Below are 24,198 nucleotides of genomic sequence, written 5' to 3'. Positions count from 1 at the left end.
ACTGTCAGTTAAGGGTTTAGTTTGCTTATGGAACCTTTGTGGTTAATAATATTATGTTTAGCTTTATACCAATCCCTAAACAAATAATATATAAACCGCTTATCGTCAAATCTAAATCCTATGTATAAATTAAGTATTAATAACCACTATAGTATTGAAGCCGAGAGAACCATTGCAGCTGGATTACTTATAAACGGGGTTAAAAAAGATGCGGATATCAAACAGATAAAGCCCGGCAATTACCATGTTATTGAAAACAACCGCTCATATAATGTGGAGGTAATTAATTTTAACGGTAGCGAAAAAACTGCTGAAATAAAAGTTAATAATCACCTATATAGCGTTTCCGCTAAAGATCAGTTTGATATACTGCTTGATAAGCTTGGGTTTAGTAATTTAAACAGTGCCAGGATCAGCGAGATTAAAGCCCCTATGCCGGGCCTGGTGCTTAAAGTATTTGTAAATAAGGGGGATATCGTTAAAAAAGGCGATAATCTCTTCGTGCTTGAAGCTATGAAAATGGAAAACATCATCAAAGCTCCAGCCGATGCAACGGTTGAAAAAACATTAATAAAGCCCGGGGACAAAGTTGAAAAAGGGCAGATTTTAATGTTGTTTTAACTGAGTGTTATTGTTTTAAATATGCGATAATAACATTTTTGTAACAAAGCCAACGTAATCTTAAGGCTTTTGTTGTTTTTGCATATTTTTTTTACGAACTTACTTTCTTAATTAACAATATTAACTTTTATGAAGAAACATCTACTAACAATTCTGTTGTTATGTACTTGTGTTGCCTTTGGTTTTGCTCAAAACCGGGTTATTACAGGTAAAGTAACAGATCAGAAAGACGGCTCGCCCTTACCAGGAGTAAGCGTAACCGTAAAAGGAGTTACCGGATTAGGCACCCAAACCGATATTAACGGCGGGTACAAACTTAGTGTGCCGGCTACTGCAAAAGTTTTAGTTTTTAATTTTTTGGGATATATTCCCCGCGAAATCGCTATAACTGGAGCAGCGGTAAATGCACAGTTAACCACAGATTCAAAAGTACTTGGTGAGGTTGTGGTTGTAGGATATGGTACACAAAGCAAACGATCACTAACAGGCTCTGTTTCAAAAATTAAAGGCGGCGATATAGAGAATATTCCTGTACCAAGCCTTGAATCGGCTATACAAGGCCGGAGCCCCGGCGTGTATATCCAGGCCCAAAACGGTAAATTAGGGCAAGGTATCCAGGTTCGGGTACGTGGTGCATCTTCTGTGTCGGCTGGCAGCCAGCCACTTTACGTTGTTGACGGTTTACCGATCACTGTAGATGATTTTTCAAGTAACGGAGCTTCCACCAATCCACTTGTAGACTTGAACCAAAATGATATTGAGTCTATCGATATCTTAAAAGATGCTTCTGCCGCGGCTATATATGGCTCAAGAGCATCAAACGGCGTTGTTTTGGTTACTACAAAAAAAGGTAAAGCAGGTTCAACAAAAATTACTTACAATCAATACTATGGTTTCAGTAAGCCAACCCATGAGCGTGAATTTTTAAACTCAAAAGAATATCTGAACCTTGTTCAATCAGCTGCTGTTGCAGGTGGTTTGGAAAGTTATGCGAAGACCCGCTTAATCAGGTATGCTGCGGGAAATACAGATTATGCAAATACAAGCGTAAATACCAATTGGCAGGATCAGATAACTCAGCATGCTCCGGTTCAAAACTATAACCTCGTATTTTCGGGAGGGACCGAAAAAACAAAGTTTTACATATCCGGCACCTATAATGATCAAAAAGGCTGGATATTGAAAAACCAGATCAATCAGTATAGCCTACGTACAAATATCGAAAACCAGGCTAACAACTGGCTTACAATTGGGGCTAATTTGAGTGTTTCGCGTACGCAAAACCATCGTTTAGATAATGACAATGCTTTCTCCACCCCTGAACAAATTGTGGCTTTGTCGCCGATTACGCCAGTAATCGACCCGCGTACAGGCCTGTTAAGCGGTCAGCTTGACCCGGCCACTGGTTTGCCAAACAGTAATTTTCCAGTGTATTTTAATCCGCTGTTAAATTCCGAGAATAGTTATTTCATTACTACCGATTACCGAAATCTCGGTAATGTTTTTGGGGAGATTAAAATATTGCCATCGTTAACTTTCAGGAGTGAAGTTGGTGTAGACATTTTAAATTCAACCGAAGATAATTATTCAGGTAGTCTTACTGCCCGTAACTCGGGTACTAATAATGGTGTGGGTCTTAATTCGTCGGTAACTTCTATTAACCTTAATACCAACAACTTTTTACATTTCTTAAAAGATTTCGGGAAAAGTAGCATTGACGCGGTGGGTGGTATGACCTATCAAAGGCAACAGAATGACCTTAATTCGTTAAATGGCGAACAATTTCCGAGCGACGCTTACAAGAAGCTGACCAGTTCTGCAAGTATCACCAGTGCTTTGTCATCCTCTACTGCTTATTCATTGCTTTCATATTTTGCAAGGGCTAATTATAAGTATCACGATAAATACTTATTGTCATTAAGTGGTCGTATAGATGGCTCATCAAGATTTGGTGCCGACCATCGTTATGGATTTTTCCCGGCAGGTTCTGTTGGATGGGTAGTTTCGGAGGAGAGCTTTATGAAAAATCAAAAGGTTATATCTGATCTGAAGATAAGGGGCAGCTATGGCTTAACTGGTAACTCAGAGATTGGTAATTTCCCGGCCCGAGGGTTATATTCAGAATTCGGTTACGCTGGTGTTGCCGGAGCAAGGCCTACACAATTGCCAAACCCCGGTTTAAAATGGGAAACCACCGCTCAAACAGATATAGGTTTGGACATAGCTTTCCTTGGAGGTCGTTTAGCAGGGCAGTTTGATGTTTATTTGAAGAAAACCAAAGACCTGTTATTGAATGTACAGGTACCGGCAACTTCAGGATTTACCACTATCACACAAAATCTTGGTAAGTTACAAAACAAGGGTTTGGAGATTCAGATAGATTCAAAAAATCTTGTAGGGAAGGTAACCTGGAATACAAGTTTTAATATCTCATTCAACCGAAATAAAATTACCGACTTGAAAGGTCAGGTAATTACAGGTAGTGGCGATGCCGTTAACCGTGCTATGGAAGGGCAGCCTTTGGGTGTATTCGTGGCTCCTGAATTTGCAGGCGCTGATCCGGCTAATGGCGATGCCTTGTATTATAAAAATACCGATTTAGGTGGCGGCAAGAGAGACCGTGCAAAAACCAACGATTACAACCAGGCAGTACCTGTTGTAGTTGGTAATCCTAATCCTAAATATATAGCAGGCTTAAATAACAGCGTAAGTTACATGGGCATAGATTTTAGCTTCCTGTTACAATCTGTTAACGGGAATCAGATTTACAATGGCGCCGGCCAATATATGTCGGTTGGTTTTAACAACGGTTTTGATAACCAAACCCGCGATCAATTGCAGGCTTGGACAAAACCCGGCCAGATCACCAACGTACCTGAAGCGCGTTTGTTCGGCGGAAACGGCGTTAACCCAAGTTCCCGCTTCCTTGATGATGGTTCATATGTACGTTTAAAAAACATTGTGCTTGGATACAATTTTCCAAAAGCTTGGATAAGTAAGATCAAATTGTCAAGCTTAAGGGTTTATGCCCAGGCTACCAACCTGGCCACCTGGACAAAATACAAAGGCTGGGACCCGGAACTTAACTCTGATGCATTTTCTGGAAATATTACCCAGGGATATGACTTTTATGCTGCACCGCAGGCTAAAACCATAACTTTTGGCATTAACGTGGGATTTTAATTTAAGCTGAAGAACAATGAAAAAAATTAAATATTCAATTATAGCACTAAGTACATTAGCATTGCTATATAGTTCCGGATGCCAAAAGCAACTGGATATAAAGCCGCAGGATTCCGTTGAGCAGGACCTTGCAATCAAGACTTCAAAAGATGTTCAGGGTGTACTTGTAGGTGCTTATACGGCCGCCGGTTTAAGGGGCCTGTATGGAGGCCGGTTTCAATCAACCACCGACTTTTTAGCTGACGATGGCGACTTTTCATATTTCGGAACTTTTTCAGAATATACCGAACTGGCAAATAAAGCGATAACAGTCAATAATGCTTTTGTTGAGGGTGTTTGGGATAGTGGGTATAACGCTATTAACGTGTGCAACAACGTTTTGGCCAACTTAAATCTGGTTGATGCTGCCAATAAGGATAGGGTAGAAGGTGAAGCCAAGTTTTTACGGGGTATGATCTATTTTGATTTGGCAAGGGTGTTTGGTAAAGCCTGGAATGACGGGACCCCTTCATCAAACCTGGCGGTTCCGATAGTATTGACACCGACAACTTCAATTTCGGGTATCCAGAAACCCACACGTAACACCGTTGCCGATGTTTATGCGCAGGCTATAAAAGATCTTACCGATGCAGAGGCGAAACTTGAAACTAATAAAACTTCGTTCGCAAACTCTCCCGATGCTTCTGCGGTGCTTGCCCGTATATACTTAACACAAGAGAAGTTTGATCTTGCTGAGCAGGAAGCTACTAAAGTTATCAATTCAGGACTTTATTCCCTGGTACCTGTTTTTAAAGATGAGTTTCAAAACTACGAACAAGCCACACGGGTATTCAATTCCAGTGAAGACGTATTTGCTATTCAGATATCTCAACAATCGGGTTTCAACGCATTGAATGAAATTTTTGCGAGCGCTGATTTTGCGGGCAGAGGTGAAACAGTAATTAATCAGCAGCATTTTGACCAATATGAAAAGAATGACACAAGAGCTGATGAGTTTTATAACGACGGGGATAATTACACCGCAAAATTCAATAACAAATTTGGCAATGTGATTGTAATAAGGCTTGCCGAGATGTACCTGATCAGGTCTGAGGCAAGATCGCAAAAAGCTACTCCGGATTATACCGGAGCTAAAGCTGATTTAAATATTGTGCGTAACAGGGCTGGATTAGGAAATACAACCGTTGCAAGCACCAAACAAGCATTGCGTGATGCGGTGGAAGCGGAACGCCGTGTGGAGTTACCATTCGAAGGCTTCAGGCTATTTGATTTGAAACGTTATAAAGGAAGTACAGTTACAACAGACGAGGACGGAAATGTGGCAGATACATTTGAGTGGAACTCGCCAAAATTGGTATTTCCGATCCCAAAACGCGAGCGCGATGCTAATTCAAATTTGACCCAAAACGAAGGATATCAATAAAAGTCCTAATTATCCAAGTATATATCCCGGTGAATATCATTCATCGGGATTTTTTGTTAATAAAGATATCAAACCTAAAACACCATGAAAGATGAACAAATACTTGAGATCCTGAATGCACACTGGCAGGCATCAGGAGCCGGCGATATTAACGCAGAGCATGATATTTACGATGATGACGTTATCTGTGATTATCCGCAGTCGGGCGAACGTATTTTTGGACGAAGTAATTTGCAGGCTTTACGTGGGCATCATCCCGGTAAACCATCGGGTTTCCGTGTTAGGAGGATTCTTGGAAAAGGCGATACTTGGATCACAGAATACACTATCAACTACCTGGATCGACCGGCTTTCACCGTAAGCATTATGGAATTTCGTAACGATAAGGTAATACATGAAACGCAGTATTTCGCCGATCCTTTTGAAGCTCCAAAATGGCGAAGCCAATGGGTTGAGCCGATTGACGGATAGCGCACAGGGGGAAGTGTAACGAAGATTTTTGCTAATGTATTTGGCTGGTTGGCTATAAACAAAAAGGCCTTTCATTGCTGAAAGGCCTTATCTGAAGTCTGTTATAAAAATTATCTTGCTTTAAAAGGTTTAGCTTTTTTAACCGGATAATGAGGTTTGCCATTAGGGTTAATTTCAGGCGCTCCTACTAATGTCATTGCGCAACGGAAACCAATTTCGGCACTTGCTTCGTCCTGGTCCATAAAGCGACGTGTAGCTGGATTTAACCAAAATGCCATATCGTTCCATGATCCGCCTTTGTATACTTTAGAGTGGTCGTTAACCAACGTGGTTGTACCATAAAGGGCTTTGTTAACTTCATCCTTTTCACCCCTTGCGTCAGGAGTGTAAGCCTTACCCGAGTTTTTAGGTAATAATGAATCAACCGGAAGCGAGCCTGTTTGCGAAGTAGCAAGCGGCGCATTTGGATTTGCACTTTGTGCAGCTGTAGTTTGTTGTTGTAACGCTAAGAGCTCGCTGTATTTTAATTTTTTATTGGAATGTGCAGGATCTTTGATAGGCTTGCCGTATTTATCTTTGGCATAAAGCCCTTTGCTTGGATCTGCAAGGCGTTTATTTGAAAACTCGTTACCACGGAAAGGGTTAAAGTCTTCAAACTCCTCAAACGATGTTTGACGGTAAGTATCGGCAACCCATTCGTTAACGTTACCTGCCATGTTGTATAGCCCGAAATCGTTAGGTGCATATGAACGTACAGGAGCGGTAATGTCTGCCTTATCGTTCAGGTAACCGCCAACGCCCGCGTTATCGCCACTGCCGCGTTTAAAGTTAGCCATGATCAAACCACGTGTTTTCTTTTTTGCCGAACGTACACCTAAACCATTCCAGGTATACATTTTACCATCATCGATGTTTTCAAATTGGGTGTTACCTGCGAGGGCTAATGCTGCATATTCCCATTCAGCCTCTGATGGTAAACGGTAAGCTTGTTTCAGGATGCCATCTTCCATACGCACCGGCCTTACAGCTTTGCCGCCTTTTCCGGTACCGGCTTGAGCGTTAGGGCTCAGGTTAGGCATCATTTTTTTACCATCCACGCCTGCGCCTGTCATTTGGCCGTTCAGATAAATATCAGTGTTGAAAGGCTGGCCGTTAGCTGCAATACCGGCATCGCCGCCGCCGCCCTTTTTACCCTGATCTTTCCAGGCTACTAACTTTCCGGTTTCACGTAAAATGTTTTCGTTGGTACGGTCGGTACGCCATGAGCAATAGGCCTGCGCCTGATCCCAGGTTACACCTACAACGGGGTAATCCTGAAAAGCCGGGTGGCGCAGATAATTATCTACATAAGGTTCGTTGTATGATAATGGATGACGCCAAACCAATGTATCAGGTACTGCATTATAATATAACTCGCGGTCCTGAGGGAAGGTAATATTGATCCAGTGCAGGTAATCAAGCCAATCCTGGTTTGATACCTCTGTTTCGTCCATGTAAAAAGAGGGTACGGTAACCCTGCGGCGTACGTTATTATAATCGTAAGTGATGTCCTGATCGGCACTGCCACCCATTACAAAGGTACCGCCTTCAATAGGTACTAATCCAGGCCCCGGAGATGGGTGACTTTGCCTGAAACGTTCGTAACCGCCGTTGTTTTTGTCGTTATAAGTTATACCCGTTTTTTGCGATTGCTCACGTTTACTGCAGCTGCTAAGCACGGCCCCTAAAGCCAACAATCCCAAAGCAGTTTTAGTAAAAAGTATTTTCATATTTTTACAGTTATATTAAGTGGTAAATTTATAAAAAAATGGATACAGTGCTTATGCTTATGAACCATTATTTAGAAATAAATAGTACAGTTATCAGGGGTTTTAACGAAAAATTGATGAAATTAGTTGCGTTGATTTAAATTTTTGATTTAACTTTCAGCATAAATACAGGCTTGAAAGGGTAAAACAAGTCGTGAGCCTGTTTTTATAAAATACAAACTGTTACAACCTAACTCCTACAAATGAAGTTTTTTACATTTCGAGGCCTTGCTATAATTACCCCCTTTTTGTTACCAATTGCTGCAGCAGCACAAACAAATACTAACGGAAGTAATGTTAATGCAATTCCCACTGAAGTCCCTTTTTTAAACATTTCGCCAGATTCACGTTCAGGAGCTATGGGGGATGCAGGTGTAGCTTTATCGCCGGATGTAAATGCAAACTTCTGGAACCCGTCAAAGCTTGCATTCCTGGAAAGTAATGATGCGTTATCGGTATCATATAGTCCATGGTTAAGGCACCTCGTACCCGATATCAGCTTATCGTACCTGAGCTATGCACACAAAATTGACGACCGGAATACCATTGGTGCTTCGTTGAGATATTTTAACTACGGTTCTATCCAGCTTACCGATGATAATACAAACGATCAGGGTACTTATACACCTAACGAATATTCACTGGATGTTTCATTTGCCCGTAAGTTTGGTGATAATTTTTCATTGGGCTTAACTGCCCGATACATTCACTCTAATATATCAAGCATCTCGTTTGCTACCGGCTCGAGCCAGGCAGCAAAAGCGGGCAATGCCTTTGCCGCCGATGTTTCGCTATACTATACAGCGCCTTATGGCGATGGCAACACTTTTGCCTTTGGCACACACATATCAAACATTGGTACAAAAATCAGTTACAGCGATGTAGGTAATAAGTATTTTTTGCCGGCCAATTTAAAATTAGGTGTAGCTAATACCTGGCAGTTGGATGATGTAAATGAGTTTACAGCAACTTTTGATATTAACAAGCTGCTGGTACCAACTCCGCCGCTGCGCGATGTGAATGGTAATATTATAAAGGGTAAGGATGATAATGTATCTGTACCTGCGGGTATTTTTCAATCGTTTGGTGATGCACCGGGTGGCTTTAGTGAAGAGCTGAAAGAGATCAGCTTTTCGCCGGGTGTTGAATACTGGTACAACAAGCAGTTTGCTGTAAGGGCAGGCTATTTTTACGAAAACCCGTCAAAAGGCGACAGGCACTATGTTACCATGGGTATAGGGTTTAAATACAGTGTTTTTGATTTTGATTTTTCATACCTGGCAGCCAGCCAGCAAAATAGTGCCCTGGCCAATACTCTGCGCTTCACTTTGTCGGCAAGTTTTGGTGGTACAACAAATGCTTCAAGAAGATAATGGGTAAAATTAAGGTAGGTTTTGGGTTTGATGTACACCAGTTAAAAGAAAATCACCCCTTTGTTTTAGGCGGAGTTAAACTTGAGCACCATGCCGGTGCTTATGGTCACTCAGATGCCGATGTGTTGTTACACGCAATTTGCGATGCCCTGCTTGGCGCAGCAAATCTGCGCGATATAGGCTTTCACTTTTCAAATAAGGACGACAGATGGAAAGGTATCAGCAGCCTGATCCTTTTACAGCATGTTGTTGCACTTATAAAAGAAAAAGGTTTTGTTATCGGCAATATCGATGCCATGGTGTGCCTCGAGGCCCCAAAGATTAATCCGCATATTCCAGCGATGAAAACCTATATAGCAGAAGCTGCGGCTATTAGCGAGGAAGATATTTCCATTAAAGCTACTACCAATGAGCAAATGGGATTTATAGGCCGTGAAGAAGGTGTGGTAGCTTATGCTGTTTGTTTGATTGAAAGGGAGTAGCGTAGTAAAGAAGCAATATTGAAACCCCGTGCAGGGTGTGAGCGATAAAGTATGCTAACTTAGTAACAGAGGAGGCAAGAGTATAAAAGGAAAGATCCGTTTAATCTCATAAATCCAATAAATCCTGGTTCAGACAACTATTTGCATTGTTTTAGCATTAACTTTGCTATTTATTAACGCAATTTTAACAAATAGCATCATGAGCAAATTTACCATACCTGATAAAGTGCTGTACGTATGTGTAGGCAGTAAATGCGGAAAACGTGGCGGTAAGGATATGTATAAGCTGGCCAAATCGTACATCAAGCACTACCATGGTCGCGAAGAGTTAGAAGTGATTGAAACCGAATGCACCGACAGGTGTAAGTACGCGCCGGTATGCAGTATTCAGCCCGGTAACACGTGGTTGAAAGAATATCATCCTAAAGAAGTGTTAAAGCTGATGGATTTGATTGAGTAAAAAATCCAACAAAAAACGTTGTCGTCGAACAGCGAGGGCTGTAAACAAAGGGTGAGGAGAAATCTTATACGCCTTGCAAATCAATATGTAGGGCGTATAAGATTTCTAACTAGTCCCTCGTATCGAAATGACAACAGGCAATAATAAAAAAAGTCCTTTTGCATTAGCAAAAGGACTTTTTTTATTATCGAACCCTCTCCTTTGGAGAGGGCAGGGTGAGGTTTTACGCCTCGCTGTCATATTTTATCTGACCAACATGCTTGTCGATCTGCCACCTGCCGGTACCTTCCTCGCCAATAACTTCGAATAATTCGAGGGCGCGACGGGCTTTGTATTCTTCTTCGCGTTGTTCTTTCAGGAACCAGTTCAGGAATTCCATCGTAACAAAATCCTGCTCTTTCATGCAACGGGCGTAGATGTTTTTGATAGAGTTGGTTACGCTGATCTCCTGGTCAAGCGCTTCTTCAAACACTTCGCGGAATGAGTTATATTCCTGTTTAATGCCGGTAACCTCTGGTGATACAGCATTGCCACCCATATCAAGAATATATTTATAAAATTTTAACTGGTGATGACGTTCTTCATCTGCTTGTTTGAAAAAATATTCGGACGAAAAATCATAACCATTACGATTGCACCATGAAGCCATGGCCAAATATATTGATGAAGAGAGTGCTTCTTTCTTAACTTGCTGGTTTAAAAGCAATTCGATATCTGCCGATATCAGGCTTTTTATGCGGAGTAGGTCTTTCATGATGTCGATAAATTAAACGTTCGCTGCCTTATTGCAGGAATTATAATGCAATAATAATGCAGTTAAAGCATATTAGTTTAAATTAAAGATAATATGAAATTAATCTAAATTATAACGAGAATTGATCTAAATTACAGGGAGTTACTGTAAAGGCGGTCGTGAATGATGTGGTTGAGTTCCAGCATCACAAAGGTACCTTCTAAAAGCTCTTTCAGGTTGATGATTTGAGCAAGGGAAAGTACATAACAATGATCGCAGGCGCAGATGAAAATAATTTCTACGTCCGGATCGGTAGTAGTATTAAGGAGCTTCTCCTCAATGTCGATAGCATAAACTGCTTTGCGTAATTTCAAGACATTGCGATGATCAAACCGGGCAACCTTACCGGCGAAATCGATATACCAGCAACGCTCCGCATCGCACTGGTAAACGGCACCTGTTTTGGTGCTGAAAACGTCGGTCCATAAAGATAATTCGGTGGTTGCAATCATAACGGGTACAAATATTGGCATTATTTGTAATCAATCCAAATAAAGATAGAAAATAATTTTCAACACGAATGATTAGCATGCAGCCCACAATTTATTCGAATTACACGAATCAGGTTTGAGAAATCAATTCGTGTAATTCGTATGAATTCGAAAAATTAGTGTCGGATAATTTTTTTTCATACAAGCAATTAATTTTATTATAAATTTGGAGCGTGGTTGCTGCTTATCTGCAACCCAACCAATTATCCTTTTATCATTTTTTTATATGAGAAAAACCTTACTATCCACCTTATGCTGCTTGTTGGCTGCTTTGGGTGTAAAGGCACAAACGCCTGCACTTGAGCGCGTTGAGCCTATGTCGTGGTGGGTTGGCATGAGCAATCCTAATCTGCAACTGGTGGTTCATGGCAGCAACATCGCGCAGCGCAGCGTATCTTTAAGCTACCCTGGTGTTAAGCTTAAAGCAGTGCATAAAGTCGAAAACTCAAATTATTTATTTGTCGACCTGCAAATTTTTTCATCGGCTGTTCCGGGAACGTTCCCGATAAAGTTTAAAAAAGCCGGTGAAAAGGATCTTACTTATAGCTATACGCTTAACAAACGCGACAAGTCGGCGGGTAGGGCGCAGGGGGTTACCAGCAAAGACCTGATCTATCTGATTATGCCCGACAGGTTTAGCAACGGTGACGCTGCTAACGACTCATTCAATAACCTTCGTGAGCAGGGTATTCATCGCGATTCGATGTTCAGCCGTCATGGGGGAGATTTACAGGGGATCATGAATCACCTCGATTATCTGAAAAACTTAGGTGTTACCGCTATCTGGCTTACCCCCGAAATTGAAAACGATGAGCCGCATGCTTCATACCACGGTTACGCGGTTACCGATTATTATAAGATAGACCCGCGTTACGGCACTAATGATCTTTATAAAAAGTTTGTTGAAAAATGCCATAGCATGGGCTTAAAGGTTATTAAAGACCTGGTACATAACCACGCCGGTACCGAAGGCTACCTGATACAGGACATGCCAATGAAAAGCTGGGTACATCAATGGCCAACGTATACCAAATCAAATTTCCGTGATGCGGCGGTAATGGACCCGCATGCTTCACCTATGGACCGCAAGTTGATGCAGGATGGCTGGTTTGACCATCGCATGGCCGATTTGAACCAGAATAATGTTTACGTACAAAACTATCTTACCCAAAACCACATCTGGTGGGTGGAATACGCAGGTATCGATGGTTTCAGGCTGGATACCTATCCTTACAATGAACCTGTGTATATGGCTAAATGGGCAAAAGATGTTAAAGCCGAGTTTCCTAAGCTTTCCATATTTGGCGAAACGCTCGTATGGTCTGCTGCTAACCAGGCATTTTTTACCCAGGGGAATACCGTTAACCGCGGTTTTGATACCCAACTCCCCGGCGTAACAGATGCTGTTTTAAAAGATGCTATTTATGAAGCGATAAACGGTAAAGACGGCTGGACGGATGGCGTTGGTCGGCTATACTCGGTAGTAGCGCAAGATTTTTTATACCAGGATGCTACCCGCAATACCATATTTATGGATAACCATGATATGAGTCGTTTATTATCCATGGTGGGCGAGGATATTACAAAATATAAATCGGCAATGGCTATGCTGCTTACTATGCGTGGCGTACCGCAAATGTATTATGGAGATGAGATCCTGATGAAAAACTACTCAAACCCCGATGGTTTGGTGCGCGAGGATTTCCCGGGCGGCTGGGCCGGCGACAAGCAAAATAAATTTACTGCCGAAGGCCGTGATAAAAAGGAGAACGATGCTTTTAACTATGTAAGTAAGCTCGCTAATTACCGCAAAGGCACTACTGCGCTGCAAACAGGTAAAATGATGCAGTTTGTACCCGAAAATGGCATTTATGTTTATTTCAGGTACGATGCCCAGAAAACGGTGATGATCATGTTTAACAGCAGTGAGAAAGATCAGGAAACCGCTACGTCAAGATATTTTGAGCGCATAGGCGATGCCAAAAAAGCGAGAAATGTGCTAACAGATGAGATGACAGGTCTGGATAAAGTAACGATCCCCGCCAAAACAACTTTAGTATTAGAATTAATCCCCGGTGTTACTCATTAAAATAATATCTTTAGGGGACTAATTCCCTGTGTTTTACCCAAGAAAATGAATACTATAAAAGCTTGTATTTTTGACCTGGACGGTGTAATTGTTGATACTGCCGTTTACCACTATAAAGCCTGGAAAAGATTGGCCAACTCGCTTGGTTTTGATTTTACCGAGCACCAGAACGAGCAATTGAAAGGCGTAAGCCGAGTGCGTTCGCTGCAATTGATATTAGGTTGGGGCGGCGTTACCAAAACTGAAGCCGAACAGGAGCAACTGGCTACCCAAAAAAACATATGGTATATGGAAATGGTAAACCAGATGAAACCCGATGAGATTTTGCCCGGAGCTAAAGAGTTTTTAACAACCTGCCGTAAGGTAGGCCTCAAAACCGCGCTTGGTTCGGCCAGTAAAAACTCCATGACCATATTGGAGAAAATCGGCATCACCGATATGTTTGATGCGGTGATAGATGGCAACAAAGTAAGCAAAGCCAAACCTGATCCTGAAGTGTTTTTAGCCGGTGCGCAAGCCCTGGGCGTGTTCCCCGAAGAGTGTGTGGTATTTGAGGATGCCATTGCCGGGGTTGAAGCCGCCGTTGCAGGTGACATGAAAGTGGTTGGCATCGGCTCGCCGGATGTACTTACAGGAGCTAACCTGGTTATTAAAGGGTTGGATGAAATGACACTTGATAAATTGTATAAGTTGTAGCCCCACCCAACCCTCCCCTAAAGGGAGAGGGCTTTTGATTTGCATGGAGGCATAAAAAAAAATATAAACTATTAAACTAAAAGTCTCACCCTTTAGGGGGAGATTTAGAGGGGGCTAAATGAAAAACTATATAAAAGCTGATGAGTGGAAGATAATTGAAGAAGGCTTCGACGCTCATTACAATAAAATTTCTGAAAGTATATTTAGTTTGGGTAATGGCCGTATGGGTCAGCGTGCCAATTTTGAAGAAGCTTACAGTGGCGATACCCTGTTAGGTAACTACGTGGCAGGGGTTTATTATCCCGATAAAACCCGCGTAGGCTGGTGGAAAAATGGTTACCCTGAATATTTTGCCAAAGTACTCAACGCCGCAAACTGGGTAGGTATTGATGTTGTAATTGACGGCGAACAGCTTGACCTTGCCAAATGCGAAGTTTTAAACTTTCGCAGGGAGTTGAATATGAAGGACGGTTATCTTAAACGTGATTTCCGTGCAAAAACAAAATCAGGGAAAGAAGTTAAGGTAGAGGCTATCCGCTTTTGCAGCATGGCCGATGATGAAACCGGTGCTATCAAATACACCCTTACGCCCTTAAACTTTAGTGGCGCTATTACTTTAACACCGTCAATTGATGGCGATGTAGTAAACAAAGACTCCAATTACGATGAAAAGTTTTGGGACGAGGTAAACAAGGCCACACAAACCAATGGTGGTTACATTGTGATGCGTACCAAAAAGACAGGTTTTGTGGTTGCTACCGGCATGAAGTTTAACATCCTGCAAAATGGTGTTGCTATTGAACCAACTACCGAGGCCATCGAAAAAGAGAAATACGTGGCCGCTAAGGTTAGCTTAGAAGCAAAACAAGGCGAAAGCATTACAGTAATTAAGTATGCGGCTAACCTGTCGTCACAAAACTATAAACAGGAAGAACTGGTTGACCAGTTAAACGCTACTTTAGATCGCATCAGCATAAAAGGTTTTGATACCATGCTGGCTGAGCAAGCGGCAGCCTGGGCCGAAAAGTGGAAACATAACGACATCATTATTGATGGAGATATCTCGGCCCAGCAGGCTATCCGCTTCAATATTTACCAGCTTAACCAAACGTATACCGGCGAGGATGATCGCCTGAACATAGGCCCTAAAGGTTTCACCGGCGAAAAATACGGAGGCTCTACCTATTGGGATACCGAGGCTTATTGCGTGCCTTTTTATCTCTCCACAGCCCCGCAAAAGGTTACCCGCAACCTGCTGCTTTATCGCTATAAACAATTGGGCAAGGCTATTGAAAACGCGCAACTGCTTGGCTTTAAAAATGGTGCGGCTTTGTACCCTATGGTTACCATGGATGGTACCGAATGCCATAACGAATGGGAGATCACCTTTGAGGAGATCCACCGTAATGGGGCTATTGCTTTTGCCATCTACAATTATGTGCGTTATACCGGCGATGAAGCTTATCTTGGCGATTATGGTTTGGAAGTGTTGTTGGGTATCGCAAGGTTTTGGTCGCAAAGGGTTAACTGGTCGGATGATAAGCAGCAGTATGTAATGCTTGGCGTAACCGGGCCAAACGAGTACGAGAACAACGTAAACAACAACTGGTACACCAGTACCATAGCTACCTGGTGTATGCAATATACGCTTGATGTTGCTGAAAAAGTAAAAGCTGCTGATGCTGAAAAATATGCTGCGCTGGTAAGCAAAACCAACCTTGATGAAGCAACCGAGTTTGGTCGTTTCAGGGATATCATCCAAAAGATGTATTATCCGTACGACGAGAAACGCCAGGTGTTTTTACAGCAGGATGGCTACCTGGATAAAGAGCAGATCCTGGTGAAAGACTTGCCTGCATCAGAACGCCCTATCAACCAGAAATGGAGCTGGGACAGGATTCTGCGTTCATGCTATATTAAACAGGCCGATGTATTGCAGGGAATTTACTTTTTTGAAGATCAGTATGATACAGATACTATTCGCCGCAACTTCGATTTCTACGAGCCGCGTACCGTGCATGAATCGTCATTATCGCCATGCGTGCACGCTATTTTGGCCGCCAAGCTTGGTGACGAAGCCCGTGCCTACGAGTTTTATCTCCGCACCGCCCGTTTAGACCTCGACGATTATAATAACGATACCGAGGACGGTTGTCACATCACCTCGATGGCAGGTACCTGGATGGCTGTTGTTGAAGGGTTTGGCGGCATGAGGGTAAAGGATGGTAAACTTTCGTTCCAGCCGTTTATCCCCGAAAAATGGTCGTCGTTTTCGTTCCATATTGGTTTCCGCGGTGTGTTATTGAATATCAAAGTGAGCAAAGAAGGTGTGCAGATCAAAAATGCATCGGATGTAGAAACTACCGTGCTGGTTTATGGTAAAGAGCAGTTGGTAAAAGCCAATGATGAATTACTGGTTGAGGCGTAATGAAAAGCAATAAACTATTTACTTGTTTTATTGCTGTAACAATGTTGCCCGTTATTACGTTGGCACAGGTAAAAACACATCATACTAAAAAACGCATGGAACAAACCACCAATCATAAGCTAATCATATACCAGTTACTACCGCGACTGTTCAGCAATACTAAAACGCTTAATAAAACCAATGGTTCTATCGAAGAAAACGGTGTTGGCAAGCTGAACGATATTAACGACAAGGCCCTACAGGAGATAAAGAAAATGGGCTTTACCTACGTTTGGTATACCGGTGTAATTGAGCACGCTACCATGACCGATTATTCGCAATTTGGTATCAAAGTCGATGATCCGGATATTGTGAAGGGTAGGGCAGGCTCGCCTTATGCCATTAAGGATTATTACGATATCGATCCTGATCTGGCGGTTGACGTTAAAAACCGTATCGGGGAATATGAAGCCCTCATCAAACGTACCCATGACAATGGTTTAAAAGTACTGATGGATCTGGTACCTAACCATGTTGCCCGTACTTATGAATCGGATGTTAAACCTGCCGGTGTGCGTGATTTTGGTGAGGATGATGATAAAAGCAAAGGCTTTAGCCCAACCAATGATTTTTATTATATGCCCGGTCAGCCTTTTGTGGTACCGGCGGGTTACAACCCGGGAGGGGATGAGTTTAAAAGCCCGCTGAAGGATGGGAAATTCGATGAAAACCCTGCTAAAGCTACCGGTAACGATGTGTTCAGCGCTGCGCCATCTATTAATGATTGGTTCGAAACCATGAAGCTGAACTACGGTGTTGATTATATGGATCACCGTCGAGGTCATTTCGACCCGATCCCACCGCTTTGGAATAAAGTTTATGATATCCTGCATTACTGGAGCGAAAAAGGCGTGGATGGTTTCCGCTGCGATATGGTGGAGATGGTGCCTATTGAGTTTTGGGGATGGGTAATCCCTAAGCTTAAAGCAGAGCATCCAGGCATTATTTTCATTGGTGAAGCTTACGACAAAGGCAAATACAAAGATTATATTTTTAAAGGCAAGTTTGATTACCTGTACGATAAGGTGGGCCTGTATGATGCCATCAAACGCCTTACCCGCGATGAGCACAACTCATCTACCTGGGAGATCAATGCTGTCTGGAACCACGATAGCAAAGGTATCGACGAACACATGCTCCGCTTTATGGAAAACCATGACGAGCAGCGCATCGCCTCAAATGATTTTGCAGGTAACCCATGGCTGGCTGTTCCGGGTATGATTGTTACGGCTACGCTGAACACTGGTCCGGTGATGGTTTATTTTGGTCAGGAAGTAGGGGAGCCCGCCATCGGTACCGAGGGTTTTAGCGGCAATGACGGTCGTACTTCTATATTTGATTACTGGGGCGTGCCTCAGCACCAAAAATGGGTGAATAACCATGAGTACGATGGGGCGCAGTTATCGGCAGACCAGCAAAAGCTTCGTGGCTTTTACCATAACCTGCTTACGGCAGTGCATAACAGCGAGGCCCTAAAATCGGGCGCGTTTTATGAGCTGATGATGGCCAATGAGCGTCAGCCGGGGTTTGATACCCGTTTGTATATCTACGCGCGTTATACCAATGATCAGCGCGTATTAGTAATAACCAATTTTAACCGGAGCGAGCGTAAACTAACAATAAAACTTCCGGATGACCTGTTAACAAAATTAAATCAAAGCGGCCATAAACAATTCACCGACCTGCTAAGCGGAGCTAAATTCAATACCGATGACATTAAAAATGGTGTTGAAGTATGCCTGCCGGCCATGAGCGGATTGTTGCTGGAGTTTTAGCCGCTTACAATATGTCATTGCGAGGAGGAACGACGAAGCAATCGCACGGAGGCATAATTGCCCTGTAAAGTATGCGATTGCCACGCTTCGCTCCCAATGACATGGTGTGGTAAAAACTACAGGGCACCAATGAACCAGTGAACTATTGAATCAATGAACCAAAATAAACCAACCATTGCGCAAAAGCCACGATTAAGCTTTTGGCAGATCTTTAACATGAGCTTCGGCTTTTTGGGCATCCAGTTTGGCTTCGCCCTGCAAACAGGTAACGCCAGTCGGATCCTGCAAACTTTTGGGGCCGATGTAGAGCATTTGTCGTGGTTTTGGTTGGCTGCGCCTATAACAGGCATGATTGTTCAGCCTATCATTGGTCATTACAGCGACAGGACCTGGAACCGCCTTGGCCGTCGCCGCCCTTACTTTTTAACCGGCGCCATTTTATCCGGTTTGGCTTTGTTCTTTATGCCCAACTCATCTATGCTGGCAGCGCTGATCCCGCCTATAGTAGTAGGAGCGGGCATGCTCATGATCATGGATGCCTCGTTCAACGTAGCTATGGAGCCGTTCAGGGCTTTGGTGGCCGATAATTTGCCCGATAGCCAGCACACTACAGGTTTCTCCATGCAAACCTGTTTGATAGGTGTTGGCGCAGTGATAGGCTCATGGCTGCCCTATGTTTTTGCCGAATGGTTTGGAATTGGAAAAACTGCGCAACCCGGCATCGTACCTGATAACGTACTTTACTCTTTTTATATTGGTGCGGCAGTTTTGATAGGAGCCATCCTATGGACGGTGGTTCGCACTAAAGAATATCCCCCCGAAGTTTACGCTACTTTTCATGAAAAGGATGAATCTGAATCAGGGCATAAAGGCGGTTTGGCCGAAATTTTCAGCGATTTGGCCAATATGCCTAAAACTATGAAACAACTGGGACTGGTGCAGTTTTTTTCATGGTTCGCGTTGTTCTCGATGTGGGTATTTACCACCCCGGCCGTGGCCGATCATGTGTATCATATACCCGCCGGCGACACTTCATCGGTAGCCTATAACGATGCTGCTAATTGGGTGAACGTATTATTTGGTGTTTATAATGCTGTTTCGGCAATTTATGCGCTGCTGCTACCGCGTATAGTGAAAAAATTAAGCCGCAAACGTGCACATGCTTTTTCTTTAACTATGGGTGGCCTGGGATTGATATCGATATTTTTTATAAATGACCCTAAGTTATTGGTGCTTTCTATGATAGGGATAGGATTGGCCTGGGGAAGTATTTTAGCTATGCCGTATGCTATTTTATCAAGCTCTATACCTGCTTCCAAGATTGGCGTTTATATGGGCATCTTTAACTTTTTCATTACGTTTCCTCAAATAGTTAACGGTATTATTGGTGGTCCGATAGTGAAATATGCTTACAGTGGGCATGCCATATATGCACTGGTAATGGCCGGTGTATTTATGTTTCTGGCGGCAGTAGCCGTTCTTTTTGTTCGGGATGGCAAAAAAATCCAGATTATTGAAGCCGCAAATTGAATTAAAGTTAAACAATTGGCACGGTTAATGATTTTTTCGTTAAACCATTTGTTGTATATTGCGTAGGAAGGACACTTTATACATATTTGCTGAACCCACTAATTTGTTTGAATGGAAAGTAATACCCCAAATCCGGAATTGATAACCAGTAAGTTAGTTGAAGTAGAAAACTTACTTGAAGAAGAAGAGGAGTTTCACCACCTTAATAACCCTGCCGATGGCATTAAGCCGGTAGTAAAAAAATACCTTGGTATCCCTACCAGGGCTTCACAAACGGGAAATAAGTTCTATTTTACCGATGGTGATGCTAAAGTTGAGGTGATAGTTGTAGCAGACGAGATCATTCGGGTAAGGCTTGCCCCTCATGGTGTATTCCTGGATGATTTTTCATACGGCGTACCTAAGCTGCCTAATAAGCATGTTGATTATAATCTTCACGAAGATGATAACGAGTTTAGGGTATCAACTTACAAGGTAAACTGCCACATTCGTAAAAAAGATTTTTTTATCTCTTTTTCTGATAGTAACAGCCATGTAACCAGTATGGATGCCGTGCCTATGCACTGGGAAGAAAACGTGCAGGCAGGTGGCTATTATGTATTTTGCACTAAAACATGTGCGCCTGATGAAAGCTTTTTTGGTTTAGGAGATAAACCAACTGAATTTAACCTGCGAGGTAAAAGGCTTAAAAACTGGAACACCGACGCCTATTCATTTCAGTGGAACCAGGATCCTTTGTACCGAAGCATCCCTTTTTACATCAGCGTAAATGATGGCATAGCACACGGTATCTTCTTTGATAATACATTTAAAGCGCAGTTTGACTTTGGCGCCGAAGACAGGACTAAAACAAGTTTCTGGGCCGATGGTGGCGAGCTGCAATATTATTATATCCACGGTCCGCACATGATGGACGTCGTAAAAAGCTACCATACCTTAACCGGTACGCACCCTATGCCGCCGCTTTGGGCGCTGGGTTACCATCAATGCCGCTGGAGCTATTATCCTGAGGCCAAGGTTAGGAAGATAGCCAGAGGTTTCCGTGAAAACCAGATCCCCTGTGATGGTATCTACCTGGACATCGATTATATGGATGGTTACCGCTGCTTTACCTGGAACCGTAAGTATTTCCCCGATCCTAAAAAGATGATCAGCGAGCTTGCTGCCGATGGTTTTAAAACGGTCGTGATCATCGACCCCGGTATTCGTGTGGATGATAACTACTCGGTATTTAGGGAAGGGAAGGAGAAGCGCTATTTCTGCCGCCGCAGCGACGATTATTTTATGGAGGGTCACGTATGGCCTGGCCGCTGTCAGTTTCCTGATTTTACCAACCCCGAAGTTCGTGAATGGTGGGGCGGTTTGTTTGACGAACTGGTGCAAATGGGCGTTGCCGGTGTTTGGAACGATATGAACGAACCTGCCGTATTTGGTGCAGGTACTTTCCCTGATGATGTGCGCCACCAATATGACGGTTACCGCGGTTCGCACCGTAAGGCGCATAATATTTATGGCATGCAGATGGTGCGTTCAACCTACGAGGGTTTGCGCAAAATTATGAAAAATAAACGCCCGTTCACCATCACAAGGGCGGGATACTCGGGCGTACAACGCTTTTCATCGGTGTGGACAGGTGATAACGTGGCTTCATGGGAGCACCTGAAACTAGGTAATATCCAGTGCCAGCGTTTATCAATTTCCGGCATACCGTTTTGCGGTACAGATATTGGCGGTTTCAGCGGTGAGCCCGATGGCGAACTGTTTACCCGCTGGATTCAGATGGGTACCTTCTCGCCGTTTATGCGTGCGCACTCGGCAGGTGATACCAAAGAGCGCGAGCCATGGAGCTTTGGTGAGCCATTCACCGCTATCAATCGTAAATTTATCGAGCTGCGTTACCGACTGATTCCTTATTTGTACTCTACTTTCTGGGAGCATCACCGTTATGGTTTCCCTATTTTGAGGCCGGTAGTGATGCATGAGCAGGATACGCAGTTGAACCATTTCCGTCAGGATGAGTTTACTTATGGCGATAAAATTTTGGTTTGCCCCGTAATGGAGCCAGGTCAGATTAAGCGTAATGTGTACCTGCCAAAAGGCAAATGGTACAACTTCTGGACATATGAAGTTGTTGACGGCGGCAAGGAAGTATCTGTTGATACACCGCTTGAAACCATGCCTGTATTCATTAAGGCAGGTTCGGTTATCCCTGAGTACCCGGTAATGCAATACGTTGGTCAGCAGGAAATTGAAGAAGTAAAACTAAATATCTACTATACAGATTACGAAGTTAACTCATTCCTGTTTGAAGATTACGGCGAAACTTTTGCCTACGAACAGGATATTTACCTCGAAAAGAAATTTGTGGTAAATGGAAACTCAAGATCAGTAACCATTGATCAAAGCATGGAAGGTTTGTACACTCCACGTTACGATGGCTACCACTTTAACCTGATAGGTTTACCATTTGCCCCAACCAAAATAATGGTAGATGGCAAGAGCGTAAAAGAGTTCCAGATCAACGATGACAAAACGATAGCGTTTAAGTTTAGTAAAAACTTTAAGCATATTGAGATAAGCAAATAATTAAAAGACCCTGGCTTGCCGGGGTCTTTTTTTGCATTTTACGTATTAGAGTTACAACAGCCAGCCATCTAATGAAAAGATGTCATTGCAATGTCGCGGTGGCGAGGAGAGGTTGATTCTTAAATCATGATTCTTAACTCTCGCCTCTCAAAAACTTACCACGGGCTTTCACCGTAATCGCTGAAGTATTTACCTGTAGGGCCATCAGGGCCTATCATGGCATATTTAACTATTGGTGCTGCACCGTCTTCTACTGGTTTGGGCCCGCGGTTGCCGTTAAATTCGGTATTGGTATATCCGGGGTTTACCATGTTTACTTTAACCTGGTCTTTAAGGTCGTAAGCCAGGGCAACTGTATAAGCGTTCAATGCAGTTTTCGACGGGCCATAAGCGGCCGACTTAACCTCGTAGTGTTCCCAGTTAGGATCGTTGTGGTAGGTTAACGAACCAAGGTCGGATGTAACGTTAACAATCCTTGGGTTTGGCGACTTTTTAACCAGGTCGATAAAAATACGTACTGTGCGGATCACACCGAAAAAGTTAACTTCAAAAACTTCCTTCATGGTATCATCACTTACAGTATCGGCCTTTTGCGGGAAAGCTCCGGGAATACCCGCATTATTGATGAGCACATCCAGATGGTCTATTTTAGCGGCTAATTCATCATGAGCTTTTTGTACCGATGCTTCATTGGTAACATCTATCAGCAATAGTTCAACATCATTTAAACCTTCGGCTTTGAGTTGTTCAACTGCTTTTTGCCCCCTATCCTGATCACGGCTGCCCAGGTAAATGTAGTAACCGGCATTAGCCAGTTGGCGGGCACTTTCAAAGCCAATGCCTTTATTGGCTCCGGTTATTAAAACTGTTTGTTTTTCCATAACACAAAGCTATGGCGGGCAGATATTTTTACCGCTGCACATAGCAGGGCATTAACTGTACATTTCCCGGATTTGCATCCTGAATGCAATCGGCGTGGTATCGGTAAGGCGTTTAAAGAAGCGGTTGAAGTAAGCTGCATCATCAAAACCAAGTTCATCGGCGATTTGTTTTACTGAGAGCTCCGTGTGCAGTAAGCGGCGTTTTGCTTCAACAATCAATCGTTCATGAATATGGGCAATAGCCGTTTTACCGCTTTGCTGTTTAATAACATCGGTAAGGTGCCCGGGCGTTAGGTTCAGCTTTTCGGCATAAGCTGCAACATCATGCTGGGTGGCATAATGCTCGGCTATAAGCGACTGAAAGCTTTTGAGCAGACAATAATTTAAGGTAATACAGGTTTCATTATATTGCTCGCTGTACAACCTGCTGAGGTATATCACCAGCACCCGCAACCACGACGTAAGCATCTGATTACGCCAGGTACCATCGGCATTAAATTCAACCAGCATTTTGCGCATGGTATCTTCAATAAAAACCAAATTTGGAGGGCTAAGCTTTATTTCGTGAGCTGCGGCGGGGTTTTGGATAATGGGAAGTTGTTTAAGTATGCGGTTATCTTCCAGTTGTAAAAACTCGTCGGTAAAGCTCATCATTATCCCTTCTATAGGTCCCGTGTGCTCCTTAAGATGTACCTGTTGCGGCACGGTAAAATAAAATGTATCGGGCTTCATGGTATAGGGTACAAAATCTATCCAATGGCGGTTAGCACCACTTTTAACCAATACAAAAAAGTAATAGTCCTTACGGTGAGGCTGCAGAAAGGCGGGATCGAGCCTAAACTCTCCGCATCGCCCGCCGGCTTCGCGCACATCTATCATAACCTTGCCGCCATGGCCATTTGGTGCAAGCGTGTAAGTAGGGATAGAAGCTTTTTCGGGTACAGTTAAAACAAGCATAAAGCAAAGTACGCAATTAGTTGATATGGTGTAAACAGCCAACCAACAGCGGATTGTAAATGTTTTGGCCCTACCTCTTTCGCCGCCGCTCGGCTCCAGCCGAGTGGTAACT

General features: G+C 43.2%; 18 protein-coding genes. 13 read left to right on the top strand and 5 right to left on the bottom strand.

The genetic code is table 11. The features are described 5' to 3' along the window. Positions 1–120 precede the first annotated feature (120 nt). The 4 genes from AC59JO_RS04305 (at position 121) to AC59JO_RS04290 (ending at position 5,698) form a co-directional block, all read left to right on the top strand. Positions 121–621, top strand: a complete 501-nt coding sequence (locus AC59JO_RS04305) for an acyl-CoA carboxylase biotin carboxyl carrier protein subunit (RefSeq protein WP_497303625.1) — start codon at positions 121–123, stop codon at positions 619–621. Between the two features lie 129 nt (positions 622–750). After that, positions 751–3,804: a SusC/RagA family TonB-linked outer membrane protein gene (locus tag AC59JO_RS04300; RefSeq protein ID WP_413669359.1), complete on the top strand. Its 3,054-nt coding sequence runs from the start codon at positions 751–753 to the stop codon at positions 3,802–3,804. Between the two features lie 16 nt (positions 3,805–3,820). Next, positions 3,821–5,227, top strand: a complete 1,407-nt coding sequence (locus tag AC59JO_RS04295) for a RagB/SusD family nutrient uptake outer membrane protein (RefSeq protein WP_497303622.1) — start codon at positions 3,821–3,823, stop codon at positions 5,225–5,227. An 84-nt stretch (positions 5,228–5,311) separates the two neighbouring features. Continuing rightward, positions 5,312–5,698 (top strand): nuclear transport factor 2 family protein, encoded by a 387-nt coding sequence (locus tag AC59JO_RS04290; RefSeq protein WP_497303620.1) that lies wholly within the window; start codon positions 5,312–5,314, stop codon positions 5,696–5,698. Positions 5,699–5,808: 110 nt separating this feature from the next. Here AC59JO_RS04290 and AC59JO_RS04285 read toward each other — a convergent pair whose 3' ends face one another. Continuing rightward, positions 5,809–7,467 (bottom strand): SUMF1/EgtB/PvdO family nonheme iron enzyme, encoded by a 1,659-nt coding sequence (locus AC59JO_RS04285; protein WP_413669356.1) that lies wholly within the window; start codon positions 7,465–7,467, stop codon positions 5,809–5,811. Between the two features lie 242 nt (positions 7,468–7,709). Here AC59JO_RS04285 and porV point away from each other — a divergent pair, with 242 nt between their 5' ends. The 3 genes from porV to AC59JO_RS04270 all read left to right on the top strand — a co-directional run bounded on the left by porV (position 7,710) and on the right by AC59JO_RS04270 (position 9,821). Then, positions 7,710–8,879, top strand: a complete 1,170-nt coding sequence (gene porV, locus AC59JO_RS04280; protein WP_413669355.1) for a type IX secretion system outer membrane channel protein PorV — start codon at positions 7,710–7,712, stop codon at positions 8,877–8,879. Continuing rightward, positions 8,879–9,361, top strand: coding sequence for a 2-C-methyl-D-erythritol 2,4-cyclodiphosphate synthase (gene ispF, locus AC59JO_RS04275; RefSeq protein ID WP_091217073.1), 483 nt, complete (start codon positions 8,879–8,881; stop codon positions 9,359–9,361). Before porV ends, ispF begins: the two co-directional genes overlap by 1 nt. Before the next feature lie 199 nt (positions 9,362–9,560). After that, a complete protein-coding gene (locus tag AC59JO_RS04270; RefSeq protein WP_413669354.1) occupies positions 9,561–9,821 on the top strand; it encodes a (2Fe-2S) ferredoxin domain-containing protein in 261 nt (86 codons plus the stop codon). A 223-nt stretch (positions 9,822–10,044) separates the two neighbouring features. Here the strand turns inward: AC59JO_RS04270 and AC59JO_RS04265 are convergent, their stop codons facing one another. Both AC59JO_RS04265 and AC59JO_RS04260 read right to left on the bottom strand, forming a co-directional pair. Beyond that, complete coding sequence (locus tag AC59JO_RS04265; RefSeq protein ID WP_110587071.1) at positions 10,045–10,575, bottom strand: ferritin; 531 nt, start codon at positions 10,573–10,575, stop codon at positions 10,045–10,047. A 131-nt stretch (positions 10,576–10,706) separates the two neighbouring features. Continuing rightward, a complete protein-coding gene (locus AC59JO_RS04260) occupies positions 10,707–11,066 on the bottom strand; it encodes a hypothetical protein (RefSeq protein ID WP_497303617.1) in 360 nt (119 codons plus the stop codon). A gap of 265 nt (positions 11,067–11,331) precedes the next feature. Between AC59JO_RS04260 and AC59JO_RS04255 the strand changes: the two genes are divergently transcribed. From AC59JO_RS04255 to AC59JO_RS04230, 6 genes are all read left to right on the top strand, one after another. Next, entirely contained in the window at positions 11,332–13,194 is a 1,863-nt protein-coding gene (locus AC59JO_RS04255; protein ID WP_413669352.1) for a glycoside hydrolase family 13 protein, read from the top strand. 45 nt (positions 13,195–13,239) lie between these two features. Beyond that, the gene (gene pgmB / locus AC59JO_RS04250) at positions 13,240–13,890 is read left to right on the top strand and encodes a beta-phosphoglucomutase (RefSeq protein ID WP_413669351.1); all 651 of its coding nucleotides are present in this window, start codon (positions 13,240–13,242) and stop codon (positions 13,888–13,890) included. 118 nt (positions 13,891–14,008) lie between these two features. Next, a complete protein-coding gene (locus AC59JO_RS04245) occupies positions 14,009–16,318 on the top strand; it encodes a glycoside hydrolase family 65 protein (protein ID WP_497303614.1) in 2,310 nt (769 codons plus the stop codon). 41 nt (positions 16,319–16,359) lie between these two features. After that, positions 16,360–18,132 carry an alpha-amylase family glycosyl hydrolase gene (locus AC59JO_RS04240; RefSeq protein ID WP_497303612.1) on the top strand — a complete coding sequence of 591 codons (1,773 nt, stop codon included), beginning with the start codon at positions 16,360–16,362 and terminating at the stop codon, positions 18,130–18,132. A gap of 153 nt (positions 18,133–18,285) precedes the next feature. After that, positions 18,286–19,662 (top strand): MFS transporter, encoded by a 1,377-nt coding sequence (locus tag AC59JO_RS04235; RefSeq protein WP_413669348.1) that lies wholly within the window; start codon positions 18,286–18,288, stop codon positions 19,660–19,662. Positions 19,663–19,773: 111 nt separating this feature from the next. Then, entirely contained in the window at positions 19,774–22,248 is a 2,475-nt protein-coding gene (locus AC59JO_RS04230) for a glycoside hydrolase family 31 protein (protein WP_413669347.1), read from the top strand. Between the two features lie 155 nt (positions 22,249–22,403). Here AC59JO_RS04230 and AC59JO_RS04225 read toward each other — a convergent pair whose 3' ends face one another. After that, positions 22,404–23,129, bottom strand: coding sequence for an SDR family oxidoreductase (locus AC59JO_RS04225; RefSeq protein WP_413669346.1), 726 nt, complete (start codon positions 23,127–23,129; stop codon positions 22,404–22,406). A gap of 51 nt (positions 23,130–23,180) precedes the next feature. Beyond that, positions 23,181–24,086, bottom strand: coding sequence for a helix-turn-helix domain-containing protein (locus AC59JO_RS04220; protein WP_497303609.1), 906 nt, complete (start codon positions 24,084–24,086; stop codon positions 23,181–23,183). Positions 24,087–24,198: the final 112 nt, after the last annotated feature.

The sequence above is a fragment of the Mucilaginibacter sp. A5337 genome (genome assembly GCF_059690695.1).
Note: the sequence above shows the minus strand (reverse complement) of the source record. Positions and strands in the feature narration are given on the sequence as shown.